General features: G+C 73.9%; 16 protein-coding genes and 1 riboswitch. Of the genes, 10 read left to right on the top strand and 6 right to left on the bottom strand.

The genetic code is table 11. The features are described from left to right. Positions 1-11 precede the first annotated feature (11 nt). On the bottom strand, positions 12-1,487 hold the full coding sequence (locus EV562_RS10350; protein WP_133886418.1) for an MFS transporter: 1,476 nt from the start codon (positions 1,485-1,487) through the stop codon (positions 12-14). A 145-nt stretch (positions 1,488-1,632) separates the two neighbouring features. On the opposite strand from EV562_RS10350, the gene EV562_RS10345 reads away from it, so the two are divergent. From EV562_RS10345 to EV562_RS10330, 4 genes are all read left to right on the top strand, one after another. After that, a complete protein-coding gene (locus EV562_RS10345; RefSeq protein WP_133886417.1) occupies positions 1,633-2,292 on the top strand; it encodes a TetR/AcrR family transcriptional regulator in 660 nt (219 codons plus the stop codon). Positions 2,293-2,345: 53 nt separating this feature from the next. Further along, positions 2,346-3,692, top strand: a complete 1,347-nt coding sequence (locus EV562_RS10340; RefSeq protein WP_133886416.1) for an APC family permease — start codon at positions 2,346-2,348, stop codon at positions 3,690-3,692. Between the two features lie 131 nt (positions 3,693-3,823). Then, the gene (locus EV562_RS10335; protein ID WP_133886415.1) at positions 3,824-4,471 is read left to right on the top strand and encodes a TetR/AcrR family transcriptional regulator; all 648 of its coding nucleotides are present in this window, start codon (positions 3,824-3,826) and stop codon (positions 4,469-4,471) included. A 156-nt stretch (positions 4,472-4,627) separates the two neighbouring features. Next, positions 4,628-6,250 (top strand): MFS transporter, encoded by a 1,623-nt coding sequence (locus EV562_RS10330; protein ID WP_133886414.1) that lies wholly within the window; start codon positions 4,628-4,630, stop codon positions 6,248-6,250. Between the two features lie 42 nt (positions 6,251-6,292). On the opposite strand, the gene EV562_RS10325 is transcribed toward EV562_RS10330, so the two are convergent. From EV562_RS10325 to EV562_RS10305, 5 genes are all read right to left on the bottom strand, one after another. Further along, a complete protein-coding gene (locus EV562_RS10325) occupies positions 6,293-7,141 on the bottom strand; it encodes an ATP-binding cassette domain-containing protein (protein ID WP_133886413.1) in 849 nt (282 codons plus the stop codon). Continuing rightward, the gene (cbiQ, locus tag EV562_RS10320) at positions 7,138-7,887 is read right to left on the bottom strand and encodes a cobalt ECF transporter T component CbiQ (RefSeq protein ID WP_133886412.1); all 750 of its coding nucleotides are present in this window, start codon (positions 7,885-7,887) and stop codon (positions 7,138-7,140) included. Before cbiQ ends, EV562_RS10325 begins: the two co-directional genes overlap by 4 nt. Further along, positions 7,888-8,229 carry an energy-coupling factor ABC transporter substrate-binding protein gene (locus EV562_RS10315; RefSeq protein WP_133886411.1) on the bottom strand — a complete coding sequence of 114 codons (342 nt, stop codon included), beginning with the start codon at positions 8,227-8,229 and terminating at the stop codon, positions 7,888-7,890. Beyond that, the gene (locus tag EV562_RS10310; protein ID WP_133886410.1) at positions 8,226-8,933 is read right to left on the bottom strand and encodes an energy-coupling factor ABC transporter permease; all 708 of its coding nucleotides are present in this window, start codon (positions 8,931-8,933) and stop codon (positions 8,226-8,228) included. Before EV562_RS10310 ends, EV562_RS10315 begins: the two co-directional genes overlap by 4 nt. Before the next feature lie 29 nt (positions 8,934-8,962). Then, a riboswitch (cobalamin riboswitch) is annotated at positions 8,963-9,149 on the bottom strand. Between the two features lie 236 nt (positions 9,150-9,385). Beyond that, complete coding sequence (locus EV562_RS10305; RefSeq protein WP_133886409.1) at positions 9,386-10,738, bottom strand: chloride channel protein; 1,353 nt, start codon at positions 10,736-10,738, stop codon at positions 9,386-9,388. A 406-nt stretch (positions 10,739-11,144) separates the two neighbouring features. Between EV562_RS10305 and EV562_RS10300 the strand changes: the two genes are divergently transcribed. From EV562_RS10300 to EV562_RS10275, 6 genes are all read left to right on the top strand, one after another. Further along, complete coding sequence (locus EV562_RS10300; RefSeq protein ID WP_133886408.1) at positions 11,145-11,606, top strand: hypothetical protein; 462 nt, start codon at positions 11,145-11,147, stop codon at positions 11,604-11,606. 275 nt (positions 11,607-11,881) lie between these two features. Next, positions 11,882-12,274, top strand: a complete 393-nt coding sequence (locus tag EV562_RS10295; protein ID WP_208298327.1) for a cell division protein SepF — start codon at positions 11,882-11,884, stop codon at positions 12,272-12,274. Positions 12,275-12,469: 195 nt separating this feature from the next. Then, positions 12,470-13,705, top strand: coding sequence for an ATP-binding protein (locus EV562_RS10290; protein ID WP_133886406.1), 1,236 nt, complete (start codon positions 12,470-12,472; stop codon positions 13,703-13,705). 58 nt (positions 13,706-13,763) lie between these two features. Continuing rightward, positions 13,764-14,126 (top strand): nucleotide pyrophosphohydrolase, encoded by a 363-nt coding sequence (locus EV562_RS10285; protein ID WP_133886405.1) that lies wholly within the window; start codon positions 13,764-13,766, stop codon positions 14,124-14,126. A 183-nt stretch (positions 14,127-14,309) separates the two neighbouring features. Beyond that, on the top strand, positions 14,310-14,780 hold the full coding sequence (locus EV562_RS10280) for a DUF6099 family protein (RefSeq protein ID WP_133886404.1): 471 nt from the start codon (positions 14,310-14,312) through the stop codon (positions 14,778-14,780). Between the two features lie 70 nt (positions 14,781-14,850). Further along, positions 14,851-15,774, top strand: a complete 924-nt coding sequence (locus tag EV562_RS10275; RefSeq protein WP_133886403.1) for an LLM class F420-dependent oxidoreductase — start codon at positions 14,851-14,853, stop codon at positions 15,772-15,774. Positions 15,775-15,779 lie beyond the last annotated feature (5 nt).

Raw genomic sequence — 15,779 nt, 5'->3', positions numbered from 1 at the left:
CACGTGCGGAGTCAGGCGGACGGAGTCCCGGTGCGGCGCCGCAGGAAGAGTGCGGCGACGGCGACTCCGAGGAGCACGAGGGCCGCGTTGACGGCGATGGCCGTGGTGACGCCCTGGTGGATGGAGGAGGCGGTGGCCGCGCCCGCGGTGCCGGCGGTGGCGACGGCGGACATGACGGGCGTTCCCAGGGTGATGCCGACCTGCTGGGACATCGAGGCCAGGCCGGTGGCCAGTCCCTGTTCGGAGTCCGGAAGCCCGCTGGTGGCCGTGACCATGAAGCCGACGATCACCAGCATGTTGCCGACGCCGCCGAAGAACGTCGCGGGCAGCAGGAGGGCGAGGGACGCCCCCGTCGTCGTACCGAGGAAGAGCAGGGCCGCGGTGAAGGCCGCCTGGACGAGACCGCCGCCGACCAGCACGGTCAGCGTGGACGTCCTGGCGAGCAGCCTGGGCGCGAGCAGACCGCCGACGACGGTGCCCGCGCCGAGCACGCCGAAGGAGACGCCGGCCGCGAGGGGGGAGAAGCCCAGGGTCTTCTGCAGGTACAGGGTGAGCAGGTAGACCAGCGAGGTCTCGGTGACGAAGGCGAGCAGGCCCAGCAGGTTGCCGAAGGCCACGTTGCGGCGTCGGAGCGTGCCGAGCGGCACCAGCGGTGCGGCGACCCGCCGCTCGATCAGGACGAACGCGGTCAGGAGGAGCGTGCCCGCGAGCAGACCGGCCAGTGCGTGCGGGTGGGTCCAGCCGTGCTCGCCGGCCTGGGTCATGCCGTAGACGAGACCCAGCAGACCGAGGGTGACGGTGAGCGCGCCGGGCAGGTCGAGGCTGGGGCGGGTGGCGGGCCGGGACTCCTTGATGACGGCCGGGGCGACGAGGACGACGGCGAGGGCGACGGGCACGTTGACGAAGAAGGCCCACCGCCAGGAGAGCAGGTCGGTCAGGACGCCGCCGAGGATCGCGCCCGTGGTGAAGCCGGCCGACATCAGCGCGCCGTTGATGCCGAGCGCCTTCTGCCGCAGCGGTCCCTCGGCGAAGGAGGTCGTCAGCAGGGACAGACCCGCCGGAGTGGCGGCGGCCGTGGCCAGGCCCTGGGCCACCCGGGCGGCCAGGAGCACCTCGGGGCTGGTGGCGAGACCACCGAGCAGCGAGGCGAGGCCCAGCAGGCCGAGACTGCCGATGAAGATCTTCTTGCGGCCGATCAGGTCACCGATGCGACCGAAGAAGAGGGTGAAACCCGCGGCCGACAGGGCGAAGGAGGTGGCGACCCACTGCAGGTCGGCGAGGGAGAAGCCGAGTCCGTCACCGATCGCGGGCAGCGCGACGTTCAGGATCGAGAAGTCGACGGCCAGCATGAACTGGGCGACCAGCAGCACCGCGAGGACCAGCTTCGTACGGCCGGTGAGCCGCTGGGATCCGGGCCCGGCCGCGAGCGGGCCGGAGGCCGAACCCGGACCTGCGGCCGGCCTCGACGCGCGTTCGGTGATGGACATGGCATTCCCCTCCGAGGGGCTAATGGGTCTGTGGTTCCGTTACGGAAAGAAGCTAGCATGGCTGAGCCAGTAAGGGAACTGTGGTTCCGATAAGGTGGGGGTCATGGCGTCGCGAGCACGCCGAGCGGAGAGAGAAGGAGTCGTCATGTCGGATCCAGCCGCCCCCGGGACCCTGCGCCCGGGAGGGCGCACCGCCCGTGTCCGCGAGGCCGTTCTCCAGGTGGCGGGCGACACGCTCGCCACCGACGGCTTCGACACGCTCGACCTGGGCGAGGTCGCCCGCCGCGCGGGCGTCGGCAAGACGACGGTCTACCGCCGCTGGGGGAGCCCCGGGGGCCTCGCCGCCGACCTGCTGGCGGACATGGCGGACCAGTCGCTGCCCCGTGCCGACACCGGCACCCTGGAGGAGGACCTGCGGGCGAACGCGCGTCTCGTCGTCCGGACGCTCAACGACCCCCGCCAGGGGCGCCTGTTCAAGGCGCTGATCGCGGCCTCGCTCTGCAACGAGCAGGCGGCCGAGGCCCTGCACCGCTTCTACGCCGTCCGCGTCGACGAGTGGGCCGGCTGTGTGCGGGACGCCGTCGCGCGGGGCGAAGTCCCGGCCGGTACCGACCCGCAGGGTGTCGTGGCGGCCGTCTCCGCTCCGCTCTACTACGCGCTGCTCAACACGGGCCGGTCCCTCTCCGAGGCCGACGCCGACCGTGCGGCGCGCGCGGTGACCACCGCCGCGCGCGCGGGCGTGTGGGTGACGGACGACGGGGGCCGGCCGGCGCGCGGCACCGGGAACGGGGAGGTCACCGGCTGATTTCACGCACCCGCCGGGGCGTGATTTCCGCCCGGCGGGAAACCTGGGGCGGCATGGCGAGACTCGGAACACCACAGGCGGCCGGCGCCCAGGACAGCCCGGCCCTCAAGCGCGCGCTGACCACCCCGCTGCTGTACTTCTTCATCCTGGGCGACGTCCTCGGCGCGGGCGTCTACGTCCTGGTCGGCCAGGTGGCCGCCGACGCCGGGGGAGCGGTGTGGGTGCCGCTCGCCGTCGCGCTGCTGCTGGCGATGCTGACGGCCGCCTCCTACGCCGAGCTGGCCACGAAGTACCCGCGGGCGGGCGGAGCCTCGCACTACGCCACCCGGGCCTTCGGGCCGTTCGCCGGGTTCGTCGCCGGTTTCTGCATGCTCGCCGCCGGCATCGTCTCCGTCGCGGCGCTGGCCCGCGGCTTCGGCGGCGACTACCTGTCCGCCTTCGTGACGCTGCCGGTCGGGCTCGTCGCCGTGCTGTTCCTCGCCCTGCTCGCGCTGGTCAACGCGCGCGGCATCAAGGAGTCCACCCGGGCCAACGTCGTCGCCACCGTGGTCGAGGTCGGGGGCCTCCTCGTCATCGTCGTCCTCGGTGCCTGGCTGCTGCTGCGCGGCGACGGCGACGTGAGCCGGCTCGGGCAGCTCGGCACGCCGGAGAAGGGTGCGGCGGCGGCCGTACTGAGCGGCTCGGTCCTGGCGTACTACTCCTTCGTCGGCTTCGAGACCTCGGTGAACGTCGCCGAGGAGACCCGCGACCCGCGACGCTCCTACCCGCGCGCCCTGTTCGGCGCCCTCGCCACCGCGGGTGCCGTGTACGTGCTGGTGGGCCTCGCCGCGTCCGCCGCGGTGCCGACGGACCGGCTGGCCGGGTCGAGCGGACCGCTGCTGGAGGTCGTCGAGGAGGCCGGCGGCGTCCCGACCCGGCTGTTCAGCGCCATCGCGCTGGTCGCCGTGGCGAACGGCGCGCTGCTCACCGGCATCATGTCCTCGCGCCTGGCCTACGGCATGGCCCGTGACGGGCTGCTGCCGGCCGCGCTGACCCGGGTGCTGCCGGGCCGTCGTACGCCGTGGGTCGCGATCGCCGTCACCACCCTGCTGTCGATGCTGCTCGCGCTCACCGGCAGTGTCGCCACCCTCGCCTCCACCCTGGTCCTGCTGCTGCTCGTGGTCTTCCTCATGGTCAACACGGCCGTCCTGGTGCTGCGCCGCGACCGGGGCGAAGCGGACCACTTCCGGACCCCGACCGTGCTCCCGGTGCTCGGTGCGGCGTCCTGCGTCGCGCTCGCCACGCAGATCGAGGCCGAGGTGTGGCTGCGCGGCCTGCTGGTCGTGGCCGTGGGGACGGTGCTCGCCGCGGTCGCCGCCGTACGGCGCGGCAGGGCCAGGGACGCGGCCGGGAACGCGTAGCGGCACGGGGCGGCCGGAGGTGCCGCCCCGTCCCTCTCGGCGTCCCGCTCGTGGCGCCCCGTGACAGAATGGACGACCCGCGCCCGTATCCCCAGGCGCCCCTCCCCGCGTCGTCCCGCCCCGAGGTTGCCGTGACCAAGCCCGTCGCCCGTGAACCGCAGCGGCGCAACGCGCGGTCCAACCGGGCGCGCATCCTGGCCACCGCCCGCCGGGAGCTGGGACGGAACCCGGACACCACGCTGGAGGAGCTGGCCCGGGCCGCCGGTGTCGTACGGCGTACCCTCTTCGGTCACTTCCCGGGGCGGGCGGCGCTGCTCGAAGCCCTCGCCGAGGAGGCGTCCGAGGTGCTGCGCGGCGCGATGGCCGAGGCGGCGGAGCCGGCCGCGCCCGCCGACCGGGCGCTCGCGCACTTCACGCTGCTGATGTGGCCGGTGGGCGACCGCTACCGCATGCTGCTGGCCCTGGCCCGGCACGATCTGGGCGTGGAGCGCGTGGCGGAGATCCTGGCCCCGGCCCGCGCCGAGGTCACCGCCATCCTGGAGCGCGGCCAGCGGGACGGGGTCTTCCCGGCCCACCTGCCGCCCGCCGTGCTGAGCGCGGGACTCGAAGCGATGGTCGTGGCGCTGCTGGAGCAGGTCAACACCGGAGCCCTGGAGGACGACGGCACCCGGGCCGCCGCCGCCATCCTCATGGCGGCCGGGGTGCCGGAGCGGGCCGCGCGGACCGTGGTCGAGAACGTGGGCCCGGCGGTGCCGGCCGCGACGCTCCCGGCCGAGTAGGCAACCCACCCCTCCAGAGGCGCCCCCGAGGCCCCTCCAAAGGCGCCCCCGAGGACGGGGGCGCCTTATTTGCACGTCCATGTGCAACAAACTACGCTGTTCTTGTCTGCTCATCTATGGGCAATTAACTGCCCTCGTCCGTATCCGGGAGCCTTCATGCCCCTACTGGCCACCACCCCCGTCGAGAAGATGCCCGGGCCCTACGCCCGGCGCTGGTGGGCTCTCCTGGTCCTCTGCCTGAGCCTGCTGATCGTCGTCATGGCCAACACGTCGCTGATCGTGGCCGCCCCGGACATGACGGCCGACCTCGGGCTGAGCAGCAGCGACCTGCAATGGGTCATCGACGGCTACACCGTCCCCTACGCCGCGCTGATGCTGGTGCTCGGCGCGATAGGCGACAAGTACAGCCGCCGCGGCGCCCTGGTCACCGGTCTGGTGATCTTCGCGGGCGGTTCGGTGATGGGCAGTCTGGTCCACGAGACGGGGCTGGTCATCGCGGCCCGCGCGGTCATGGGCGTCGGTGCCGCCGTCGTCATGCCGGCCACCCTGTCCCTGCTGGTCGCGGTCTTCCCGAAGGGCGAGCGGGCCCGCGCCATCACGGCCTGGACCGCCACCTCGGGACTCGCCATCGCGATCGGCCCGCTGGTCGCCGGCTGGCTCCTTGAGGACCACGCCTGGGGCTCGACCTTCCTGGTCAACGTCCCGGTCGCGGTCCTCGCCGTCATCGGCGCGCTGGTCCTCGTACCGCCGTCCAGGGCGGCCGGCACGGGCCGCATCGACTACGTCGGCGGTCTGCTCTCGATCGTCTCCGTCGGCAGCCTCGTCTACGCGACCATCGAGGGCCCGCACTTCGGGTGGGGCGCGGGACCGGTCACCGCGGCCGTCGTCGCCGGGGTCGGTCTGATCGCCTTCGTGGCCTGGGAGCTGCGCCACCCGCACCCCATGCTCGACGTGCGCAGGTTCCTGCTGCGGCCCTTCAGCGGCTCCATGCTGGCGGTGCTGTTCTTCTTCTTCGGCACCTACGGCGCCATCTACTACGCCACGCAGTTCCTGCAGTTCGTGCTCGGCTACGGCGCGCTGGAGACCGGCGTACGGCTGCTGCCGCTGGCCGGGGCCGTGTTCGTGGGCGCCGCGGTGACCGGCCGGCTGACGCCGAAGCTCGGCGTGAAGGCCATGGTCGGCTCCGGCATGGCGATCGGCACCGTCGGAGTCTTCCTGCTCGTCCTGATCGACCAGGGCTCCACCTACGCCGACTTCCTCGCCCCGATGCTGCTGCTCGGCCTCGCCATCGGCCTGAGCGTCTCCCCGGCCACCGACACCATCATGGGCTCCTTCCCGGAGAGCGAACTGGGCGTCGGCGGCGGCGCCAACGACACCGCGCTGGAACTGGGCGGCTCGCTGGGCATCGCCGTGCTGGGCTCCCTGCTCGGCACCGCGTACCGCGACGAACTGGCCGGCCTCGTCGGCGACCGGCTGCCGGCCGCCGCCCTCGACACCGCCCAGGACTCGGTGGGCGGCGGACTGGCCGTCGCCCGGCGGCTCGCCACCGACCCGGCCGCCGGTCCCGAGCAGGCGCACGCCCTCACCGACGCCGTGAACAAGGCCTTCGCGCACGGCGTCTCGACGACCAGTCTCGTCGGCGGCGTCATCATGGCCGCCGGCACCCTGATCGTCCTCGCCGTCCTGCCCGGCCGCCGGGCCCGGCAGCAGGCCGACGAGGACACGGCGCACAGCGCGGGGCAGGACCGGGAGACCGAGCCCGCCCGCTCACAGGGCTGACCGCTCCCGGGGGTGTGCGCCGGGGCCCCGGCGCACACCGCGTCAGTCGGCCAGCGCCGCCAGCTCCTCCGCCGTGCGCGGGCCCGTCGCCGAGTCCGCCAGCAGGCCCCGGGCCCGCAGCAGCCCGGTCGCCGCGACGCCCCACGGGAGCCTCAGCCCGGCCTGCCGCAGCAGGTCGGTGCGGGCCAGCGTCGGCGCGGTCGGGCCGGTGCGCACACCGTCCGGGGTGAGCAGGGCGGCCTCGTCGGACCAGCGCAGGGCGAGGTCGACGTCGTGGGTGGCCATCACCACGGTGGTGCCCGCGGCGCGCAGCCGGTCCAGGGTGGCGAGCAGCCGCTCCTGCCCGTCCGGGTCGAGCCCGGCGGTCGGCTCGTCGAGGATCAGCACCCGGGGCCGCATCGCGACCGCCCCGGCGATCGCCGTCCGCTTGCGCTGCCCGTACGACAGCAGGTGCGTGGGCCGGTCGGCCAGAGCCGCGATGTCCAGCGCGGCCAGCGCCTCCCCGACCCGGGAGCGCACCTCCGCGTCCGGCAGGCCGAGGTTCAGCGGCCCGAAGGACACGTCCTGGCCGACCGAGGCGGCGAAGAGCTGGTCGTCCGGATCCTGCACCACCAGCTGCACCGTGGTCCGCAGCCGGGTCAGCCCCTTGCGGTCGTACGTCACCGGCTCGCCGCCGAGCGCCAACGACCCCGCCCGCGGCCGCAGTCCACCGCTGAGCAGCCGCATCAAGGTGGTCTTCCCGCTGCCGTTGCGGCCGAGCAACGCCAGCGCACGCCCCTCGCGCACCGCGAAGTCCAGCCCCGCCAGCACGTCGGGGCCCTCCTCGTACGCGAAGGACGCACCCCGCAGGGCGACCAGGGCCGGTTCCGGTGACTGCGCCGGTCCGCTCACGACAGGGGTCCTTCCAGTACGAGGGTGAGACCGGCCAGCGCCGCGAGGAGCGCGACGCTCGCCGCGGTGAACGGCACCGAGAGCCGCGCCTCGGGCACCAGCACGCGCAGGGTGCCGTCGTAACCGCGTCCGGCGAGCCCCGACTGCAGCCGCGCCGCCCGGTCGAAGGCCCGCACGAACGCGGTGGCCCCGAGCCCGCCGAGCGAACGCCAGGTCGCCGCCCGGGTGGTGTGCCCCAGCCGCGCGGCCTGCGCCTGGCGGATCCGGCGCACCGAGTCCAGCAGCAGGAAACTCATCCGGTACGTCACCAGCGCCACGTCCACGACCGGCGCGGGCACCCCGGCCCGCACCAGCCGCGGCAACAGGTCGGACATCGGCGTGGTGAACGCGAACAGCAGCACCCCCAGCGAGGCCGCCGAGGTGCGCAGCAGCAGCTCACCCGCGCGCACCGCTCCGCCGTCCGCCGCCGAAAGGAACCCGTCCGGGCCCCCGACCTGCACCAGCAGCGGCAGCGCCCCCGTCACGCAGAAGCCCAACGGCACCCGGTACGCCCGCCACAGCCTGCGCCCGGGCACACCCGCCGGGCCGAGCAGCACGACGAGCGCCGTCACCAGCACCAGTGCCGCGCCCGGCCACGGCGGCAGCGAGATCGCGAGCACGGTCAGACCGAGACCGAGCACGGCCTTGTCCACGGGGTGCCGGCGGCGCCAGCGACTGCTGTGCGCCGCCGCGTCGATCGGCAGCACTCAGTCCCCTCCGGGGGTGTCCCGCGGCGCCGCCGCCGACGCCCGCTCCTCACCCTGCCGCCGGCCCCGGCGCAGCCCGAAGTAGTACGCCAGCACGCCCGCGCCGAGCGCGGCCTGCAGCGCGAACAGCGCCGACTCGATCTCCCCGGAGGGCGGTTCGTACAGCGGGGAGAACCACGGTTCGTAGTCCGGCTCGATCTCGGTGATCGCCGTCTCCGCCTCCGCGTCCGCGCCGGTGAACGGCTCCTTCTTGTGGTCGCCCAGCCCCAGCACCAGCGGCAGCACCGCCAGCGCGGCGACGGCAAGCAGCAGCAGGGCGTTGATCTTCGCGTTCCGGCTCATCGGGCCACCGCCTGTGCCTTGTTCCCGGTATCCGCCGACGTCTTCGTCAGGAGCACGCCCAGCCGGGTCAGTTCACCCTTGCTGGACTGCACCAGCAGTCGCATGACGATCACGGTGAGCAGGCCCTCGCTCACCGCCAGCGGGATCTGCGTGACGGCGAAGATCGAGCCGAACTTGCCGAGCGCGCCCAGGAAACCGCTGCTCGGGTCGGGGAAGGCCAGCGCCAGCTGCACGCTGGTGACGCAGTACGTGGACAGGTCGGCGACGAACGCCCCGAAGAACACGGTGACCATCAACGGCACGTCGAAGCGGCGCAGCAGGCGGTAGACGCCGTACCCGGCCCAGGGGCCGACGATCGCCATCGAGAAGACGTTGGCCCCGAGCGTGGTCAGCCCGCCGTGGGCGAGCAGCAGCGCCTGGAAGAGCAGGGTGATGGTGCCCAGCACCGCCATGATCGGCGGACGGAACAGGACGGCGCCCAGACCGGTGCCGGTCGGGTGGGAGCAACTCCCGGTGACCGAAGGCAGTTTCAGGGCCGACAGGACGAACGTGAAGGCCCCCGAGGCCCCGAGGAGCAGGGTGCTCTCCGGGTGCTCCCTGACCTCACGGGTGAGTGACCGGACTCCGTGGACGACGAACGGCGCGGACGCGACACCCCAGGCGATCGCGTGCGCCGGTGGCAGAAAGCCCTCGGCTATGTGCATGGCTCAGCAGACCCTCTCCAGCACCTCGTGGATGGACGACGCGCCTTGGCCGGTCTCCTGGCTTACGGGTACCACCGCCCGTGCTCCGCCTTCCCGGATCGCAAGCGATCCAGTGGCTGCCCGCGAGGGCCGGAGCCGGACTTCCCGATTCACAGTGGCGAGGGCCGCACCGGCATCACACCGGATTTCCCGTTCACCAAGGCGTGGCGACAGTAGTGCTCGCACCGGGCCGGGCACAAGCGGGCCTCACGCCGGGCGGACGCCCCGCCGGGCCGCCGAATATGCCCGGGGCCTGCGGAAACACAAGGCGTCACCGGTCCGGCATCCGCCGCCGGCCCTCCTCGCTCGACGTGGCGAAGATCTCCGCGCGCCCGTGCTGCGCGGCACCGGGATCCGCCGGACCGCTCCCGCTGATCCGGGGGACCCGACCACCATGTCCCGCATCCGGCCGGTCACCGTGGCGCCCCCGACGCCCCCTTCGCCGCCCTGTCCGCCTCCGGCCCGGTCCGGCGCACCAGTTGGGCGACGACGAAGGCGACGACCGACGCCATGACGATCAGCGGCGTCTGGTCGTGCGCGTCCCGGCCCAACAGCAGCACCGCCAGGACCGCGCTGGCCAGCGGCAGCCCCGTCACCGCGGCCGCCGCGGCGGAGATGCCGAGGGCGAGGGCCGGGGTCGCGCCGAACCCGGGCAGCCCGGCGCAGGCCAGGGCGATCGCCGCGCCCAGCAGCACCGACGGGAAGATCGGGCCGCCGCGCAGGGCCCCCAGCGCGATGCCCCAGGCCAGCCCCTTGCACGCGACCAGCGCGACGAGTGCCCCGACGGACCACGCGTGGGGGTGCGCGGCGAGCTGGGCGAGGGCGGCCTGGCCGGACAGCGCCGCCTCGGCCGGGGAGCGGCCCGTGATGAGCGCGTACGCGGCGATGCAGACGCCGACGGCGGTGGCGCACACGACGGTGCGTGTGGCCGTGCGGTGCCGCGTCCAGGTGACGGTGCGGTGGCCCAGCCCGCGGGCCAGCGTGACCAGTACGGCGATCAGGGCCGCCGTGGGGAGGCCCCACAGGAAGTCGCCCGCGTCCGGACCGGCCTGCGGCGGCAGATCGGGCAGGGCCAGCGCGCCGATGTCCAGCCCCGTCCACTGCCCGAAGCCGGTGAAGACCAGGGCGCCCGTCGCGCTGGCCAGCAGACAGGGCAGCAGCAGCGTGACCATCTGCGCCCCGGCGAGCCCCGCTCCCTCGATGAGCAGGACCGCCGCCGCGACCGGACCGCCGAGAATGGTGGAGATCGCGGCGGTGGAGCCGGCCGTGGCGAGGATCGCGCTCGCCCGCTGGTCGCCGCCCGCGCTTGCCCGCCGCACCGCCAGCAGGGCGAGCCCGCTGCCGACGGCCATGAGCGGAGCCTCCGGTCCCAGCACCACGCCGAGCGGCAGCGTGGCCAGCGCGGCGAGCACCGCGCCGGGCAGGGCGCGCGGGCCGACGGGCGCACCGCCCAGGCCGTTCACCGGGAGATGGCCGCCGCCGCCCGGCATCCGGGTCACGATCGGCGCCAGGATCAGCCCGGCCAGGAGCAGCGCGGGCAGCGGCCACCACCAGGGCGGCGTGTCGTAACCGGCCGCCTCGGGCAGCGAGGTCCACACCCAGTGCTGCAACTCGTGCTGGAGACCGACGAAGAAGAAGCAGGCCAGCGCGATGGGCACGCCCAGCAGCACGCACAGCAGCAACAGCCGCCGGTAGCCGGGGCTGAGCAGGATCTGCCGCAGGGACTGCTCCGCCCGGTCCGCGGCGGCGTTCGCGGGCGCGCTCACAGCACCGGCCCGCGCGGGCCCCGCCGGGAGAGCGGGCCCATCCGGGTCGGCGGACGCCGCCGGGACAGCGAGCACCGCCGGGACAGCGAGCACCGCCGGGACAGCGGACCCCGCCGGGACAGTCGGGACAGCGGCCGACTCGTCACACGCCCTCCTTCGTCCGCGCCGCGTTCCGTCGCCGGCCCCGCCGGTCCCGTCACCGGTCGGTCGCGGGCAGCCGCGGGTGCCGTTCAGTCAACGCGAGTCCGCGAGCGCCCGCATGCGCAGGACCGGAGCGCGGTTCACCCGTTCGGCGTACCCGCGTGGCCGGGGAGCCCGGACGCCCGCAGGCTCGGAGCGACCTGTCGGTGCCGTCGGCGCCGGTGGGCTGCTGCCCCGTACGGGGGACACAGAAAGGACTCCGCTCATGAGCCAGCACGCCGAACCCACTCCCGGCCGGCCGTCCCGCGGCGACGCCTCCTGGGCTCAGCGCTCGGGCGACCGCACCAGCGGCTGGGTGACCGGCGGGGTCGTCTTCGCGGGCGTACTGCTGCTGCTGAACGGCGCCCTCGCCGTCCTGCAGGGCATCGCGGCCATCGCCGAGGACGACGTGTACGCCCGTATCGGCACCTACGTCTACGAGATGAGCCTCACCGGCTGGGGGATCGTCCACGTCATCCTGGGCGCCCTCGTGTTCGTCACCGGTTTCGGCCTGCTCAAGGACATGGCCTGGGCGCGGGTGGCGGGCATCGTCCTGGCCTCGCTGAGCCTGGTCGCCCAGTTCCTGTTCCTGCCGTACTCGCCCGTCTGGTCCGTGATCATGATGGCGATCGACGTGTTCGTGATCTGGGCCCTGGCCAGCCGCCAGGAGCACCCGTCCCGAACCTGACCCCCCAACCACGACGGCGGTCACCCCGCGCCCGCGGTGGTGACCCCGCCGAACTCGACGACGAGGCCGGCCGCCTGCGGGCACTCCTCCGTGTGGTGTGTACGTCCGTCGGCATGGCGGTGGGGGCCCGCTCGGAGCCGGCGGCCGTCGCTGAGTACCCCGGCAATCAACGGACACGGAGCGTCGCCAACCGTGTCGCTGTTGGGCCGAACGGGTGACTTGGCGTAAGAATTGGCTGGTGCAGGCAATGAAGGCGAGTGAGATCGGGGGAGCCGGTGAACAGCCACGACGTCACCGATGAACAGTGGGAGGGGCTCGCCCAGGTCGTTCCGTTGCGCGGGCGCGACGCATGGCCGTCGGCGGTCGGCCACCGGGCGATGCCGGAGGCGGAGACGGAGCGGCGGCGCCGGTTCGTCGTGCTGCGGGTCAACGTGTTCGCGGACGCCCGCGAGGTCGCCGAGACCCTGATGGCGGGCATCCCGGTCCTGCTGGACCTGACCAGTGCCGAGGGCGAGGTCGCCAAGCGGGTCCTCGACTTCAGTACCGGCGTCGTCTTCGGCCTGGCCAGCGGGATGCACAGGGTGGACCGCAACGTCTTCCTGCTGACCCCGGCGGGGACCGAGGTGAACGGGCTGATGGAGAGCGCGGCGGGGGTCCCCGGGGTGTGACGGCCCTGAGGGGGGCGACGGCTCCGAGGGGATGACGGCTCCGAGGGGATGACGGCTCCGAGGGGGTGACGGCTCCGGTCTCGGCGGCTCCCGGAGAGTGACGGTCGCCCCCGCCCTGACCGCGCGGTCCCCCGATCGTAGGAACGCCGTTCGGGCAAAACGGTTCGGCGCCCCGCGGAGTCCTACGGTCCGCATATGGCTGCGTCATCTGCGTCTTCCTCGTCTTCCGCGTCTCCTGCGTCATCCCCGCCACCGGCGTCCTCGGCGTCCTCGGCGTCGTCCGCGCCGGCCGGGCCGACGGCGCCCGCCGGGGCGCTTCCCGGCCGGCCCCGCGTCACCCAGCTCCGGCTGGCCGCCTTCGCCGGGCACCGCCGCGCCGTGCTGCGGCTCGGGCCGCTGACCGTGCTCGCCGGGCCCAGCGGCAGCGGCAAGACCAGCGCGCTCAGGGCGTACGACGCACTGGCCAGGCTCGGCGGCGGCGCGGAACTCGGCGCGGTGTTCGCCGATCCGGGCGCCTGCGTGCCCGAGCGGGCCCGGCCCGACGCGCAGCGCCGGCGGGGCTTTCGCATCGGCTGCACGGCCGACGGCGCCGAGGGGCCGGTGCACCTGGACGTCGCCGTGCAGGCCGAGCCGGAACTGCGCATCGTGGGGGAGCGGTTGACGGCCGACGGCGTCGTACTGCTCGAGACCGCCCTGCGCGATCCCGGCCGTCGTGCCGTGCAGGCCGCCTGGCACACGGCCGGGTCGGCGCCCGTGACCCGCGCACCCCTGCCCGACGACCGGCTCGGCACCCCGCTGCTGCCGCTGCGGGTGGCCGGCAAGACCGACGGGCAGCGCAGGGTGCTGGCGGCGGCCGAGCAGATGGTCGTCGCCCTGCGCTCCGTCTTCGCCTGCGATCCGCTGCCGGGCCGGATGCGGGAGCCCGTCCCCACCGGCTCGGGGCGGCTGCTCGGCGGCTGCGACAACCTCGCCGACGTGCTGGGGCGCACCCGCGTCGAGTGCGGTCGGCGGCACGCGCAGTTCGTGGCCGCGGTACGCACCGGATGCGCGGGCCCCGTCGAGGACGTCCTGGCCGAACCCGTCGTCGGCGGCGTGATCCGCGCGCTGATCGACCGGGGCGACGGCGTCCGCACCGGCCTCGGCCGCCTCGGCTACGGCGAACTGCGCTACCTCGCCCTCGCGCTCGTGCTGTTCACCGGGCCCGGCGTGCTGGAGGTCGATCCGGCCGGTGAGGTGCCCGCTGCACTGCAGACGCTCACCGTCCTCGCCGACGGCTTCGACCGCGGCCTCGACGTGCGCCAGCGCGCCGAGCTGCTCCGGCTGGCGGCGCGGATGTGCGAGCGGGGGCACATCCGCTTCGTCGGAGCGGTCGCCGACGCGTCGTGGGCGGAGCGGGCGGAGGGGGTCACGGTGGTACACCTGAGCCCGTGAGCGGGTCGGGGCGGTACACCTGAGCCCGTGAGCGGGTCACAGTGGTACACCTGAGCCCGTGAGCGATGACCCCCGTGACCTCGATGCCCTGCGGCGCAGGCTGGCCGCGTTCGCCGCCGCGCGCCACTGGCAGCCGTACCACACCCCGAAGAACCTGGCCGCCGCGCTCAGTGTGGAGGCGTCCGAACTTCTGGAGATCTTCCAGTGGTCGACGCCCGAGCAGTCGGCGCGGGTGATGACCGACCCGGACGCCGCCCACCGGGTCCGCGACGAGGTCGCCGACGTCCTGGCGTACCTCCTCCAGTTCTGCGACGTGCTCGGCGTCGATCCGCTGGCCGCCCTGGAGGCGAAGATCGAGCGCAACGAGATCCGCTTCCCCGTGGCGGGCGGGACGGGCGAGGCGGCCGGACCGGAAGGCTAACCGGAGGAGCCGACGGCTCCGTTATCACTCTCCGCAGTCAGTATCCGGCCAGACCTCGTCATGTTGTCCGAAGATTTCCGCCTTCCTCTGGCTTTTTGCCCCACACACCCTCACTCTGGGTAGTGAGTAACGGAGTTCGGGCGGACGCGCCGCGAGCGCGTCGGAGACAGACGGGGGCAGCGCATGGACGCTGTGCGGCTCATCGTGGCGAGTGGACGCGCCCTGGCCGCCGGTGGCGAGGTGCCGGAGGTCCTGACGGAGGTGTGGCAGGTGCAGGCCCTGGCCCAGGCGATCGGCAGTCGTCTCGCGGTGTACGGCCCGCCCGAACTGCGGGGCGAGGCCATCGGGTTGACCGAGCTGGCGGGCCGAGGCTGCGGAGTGCTGCGCACTCCGGAGCTGGCTCCGGGTGAGCTGCGCGCCGCCCAGCTCACCGAACTGGGCGACGCCCGTCAGGCGCTGATGCGCCTGGGCACCCTGCTGGGCGAGACCGGTATCGCCCTCGTGGGCGCGGCCTGCGCAGCAGACGACGAGGCGACGTACTGGCAGTGCGTGGAGGCCATCGACGCGGCGGACGAGTCCCGCGACCGCGTCCTGGAGATGCTGCGCAAACTGACGGACCGCGACGCGGAGTTACCCGAGCGGGAGGCCGGTTAGGATCCGCGTGCCGCGCGGCGCGGCGGCAGCCTGTGCCGGACACCCGCACCGAGCAGGCAGGATGGGAGACATGGATCTCCGCATCTTCACCGAGCCCCAGCAGGGGGCCACCTACGACACCTTGCTCACCGTGGCCAAGGCGACCGAGGACCTCGGCTTCGACGCCTTCTTCCGCAGCGACCACTACCTCCGCATGGGCGCCGCCGACGGTCTCCCCGGCCCCACCGACGCCTGGATCACCCTGGCCGGACTCGCCCGGGAGACCAAGCGCATCCGCCTGGGCACCCTCATGACCGCGGGCACCTTCCGGCTGCCGGGCGTCCTGGCCATCCAGGTCGCCCAGGTCGACCAGATGTCCGGCGGCCGCGTCGAGCTGGGCCTGGGCGCCGGTTGGTTCGAGGAGGAGCACAAGGCGTACGGCATCCCCTTCCCGAAGGAGAAGCTCGCCCGCCTGGAGGAACAGCTGGCGATCGTCACCGGCCTGTGGGCCACCGAGACCGGCAAGACCTTCGACTTCCACGGCACCTACTACGACCTCACCGACTCGCCCGCGCTGCCCAAGCCCGCACAGGCCAAGGTGCCCGTGCTCATCGGCGGCCACGGCGCCGCCCGCACCCCGCGACTGGCCGGTCAGTACGCCGACGAGTTCAACATGCCGTTCGCCTCCATCGAGGACACCGAGCGCCAGTTCGGCCGGGTACGGGCCGCCGCCGAGGCGGCCGGCCGCGGCGCGGACGCCCTCACCTACTCCAACGCCCTCGTCGCCTGCGTCGGCAAGGACGACGCCGAGGTCGCCCGGCGCGCCGCCGTCATCGGCCGCGAGGTCGACGAGCTGAAGGCCAACGGCCTCGCGGGCTCCCCGGACGAGGTGGTCGAGAAGATCGGCCGGTACGCCGAGGCCGGTGCCCGGCGGATCTACCTCCAGATCCTCGACCTCGACGACCTGGACCACCTGGAACTGATCTCCTCCCGCGTCCAGTCGCAGCTGTCCTGAGTCAC

The sequence above is a fragment of the Streptomyces sp. BK208 genome (assembly GCF_004364245.1).
In the GTDB taxonomy this organism is placed as follows: Bacteria; Actinomycetota; Actinomycetes; order Streptomycetales; family Streptomycetaceae; genus Streptomyces.
The sequence above is the reverse complement of the archived record's forward strand: the minus strand, read 5'-3'. Positions and strand labels throughout refer to the sequence as shown.

Excerpts from the sequence above, each read along its gene's own strand:
- EV562_RS10350 (WP_133886418.1), bottom strand. The coding sequence starts at position 1,487 with ATGTCCATCACCGAACGCGCGTCGAGGCCGGCCGCAGGTCCGGGTTCG.
- EV562_RS10310 (WP_133886410.1), bottom strand. The coding sequence starts at position 8,933 with ATGCACATAGCCGAGGGCTTTCTGCCACCGGCGCACGCGATCGCCTGG.
- EV562_RS10340 (WP_133886416.1), top strand. The coding sequence starts at position 2,346 with ATGGCGAGACTCGGAACACCACAGGCGGCCGGCGCCCAGGACAGCCCG.
- EV562_RS10290 (WP_133886406.1), top strand. The coding sequence starts at position 12,470 with ATGGCTGCGTCATCTGCGTCTTCCTCGTCTTCCGCGTCTCCTGCGTCA.
- EV562_RS10280 (WP_133886404.1), top strand. The coding sequence starts at position 14,310 with ATGGACGCTGTGCGGCTCATCGTGGCGAGTGGACGCGCCCTGGCCGCC.
- EV562_RS10345 (WP_133886417.1), top strand. The coding sequence starts at position 1,633 with ATGTCGGATCCAGCCGCCCCCGGGACCCTGCGCCCGGGAGGGCGCACC.
- EV562_RS10330 (WP_133886414.1), top strand. The coding sequence starts at position 4,628 with ATGCCCCTACTGGCCACCACCCCCGTCGAGAAGATGCCCGGGCCCTAC.
- EV562_RS10315 (WP_133886411.1), bottom strand. The coding sequence starts at position 8,229 with ATGAGCCGGAACGCGAAGATCAACGCCCTGCTGCTGCTTGCCGTCGCC.
- EV562_RS10275 (WP_133886403.1), top strand. The coding sequence starts at position 14,851 with ATGGATCTCCGCATCTTCACCGAGCCCCAGCAGGGGGCCACCTACGAC.
- EV562_RS10300 (WP_133886408.1), top strand. The coding sequence starts at position 11,145 with ATGAGCCAGCACGCCGAACCCACTCCCGGCCGGCCGTCCCGCGGCGAC.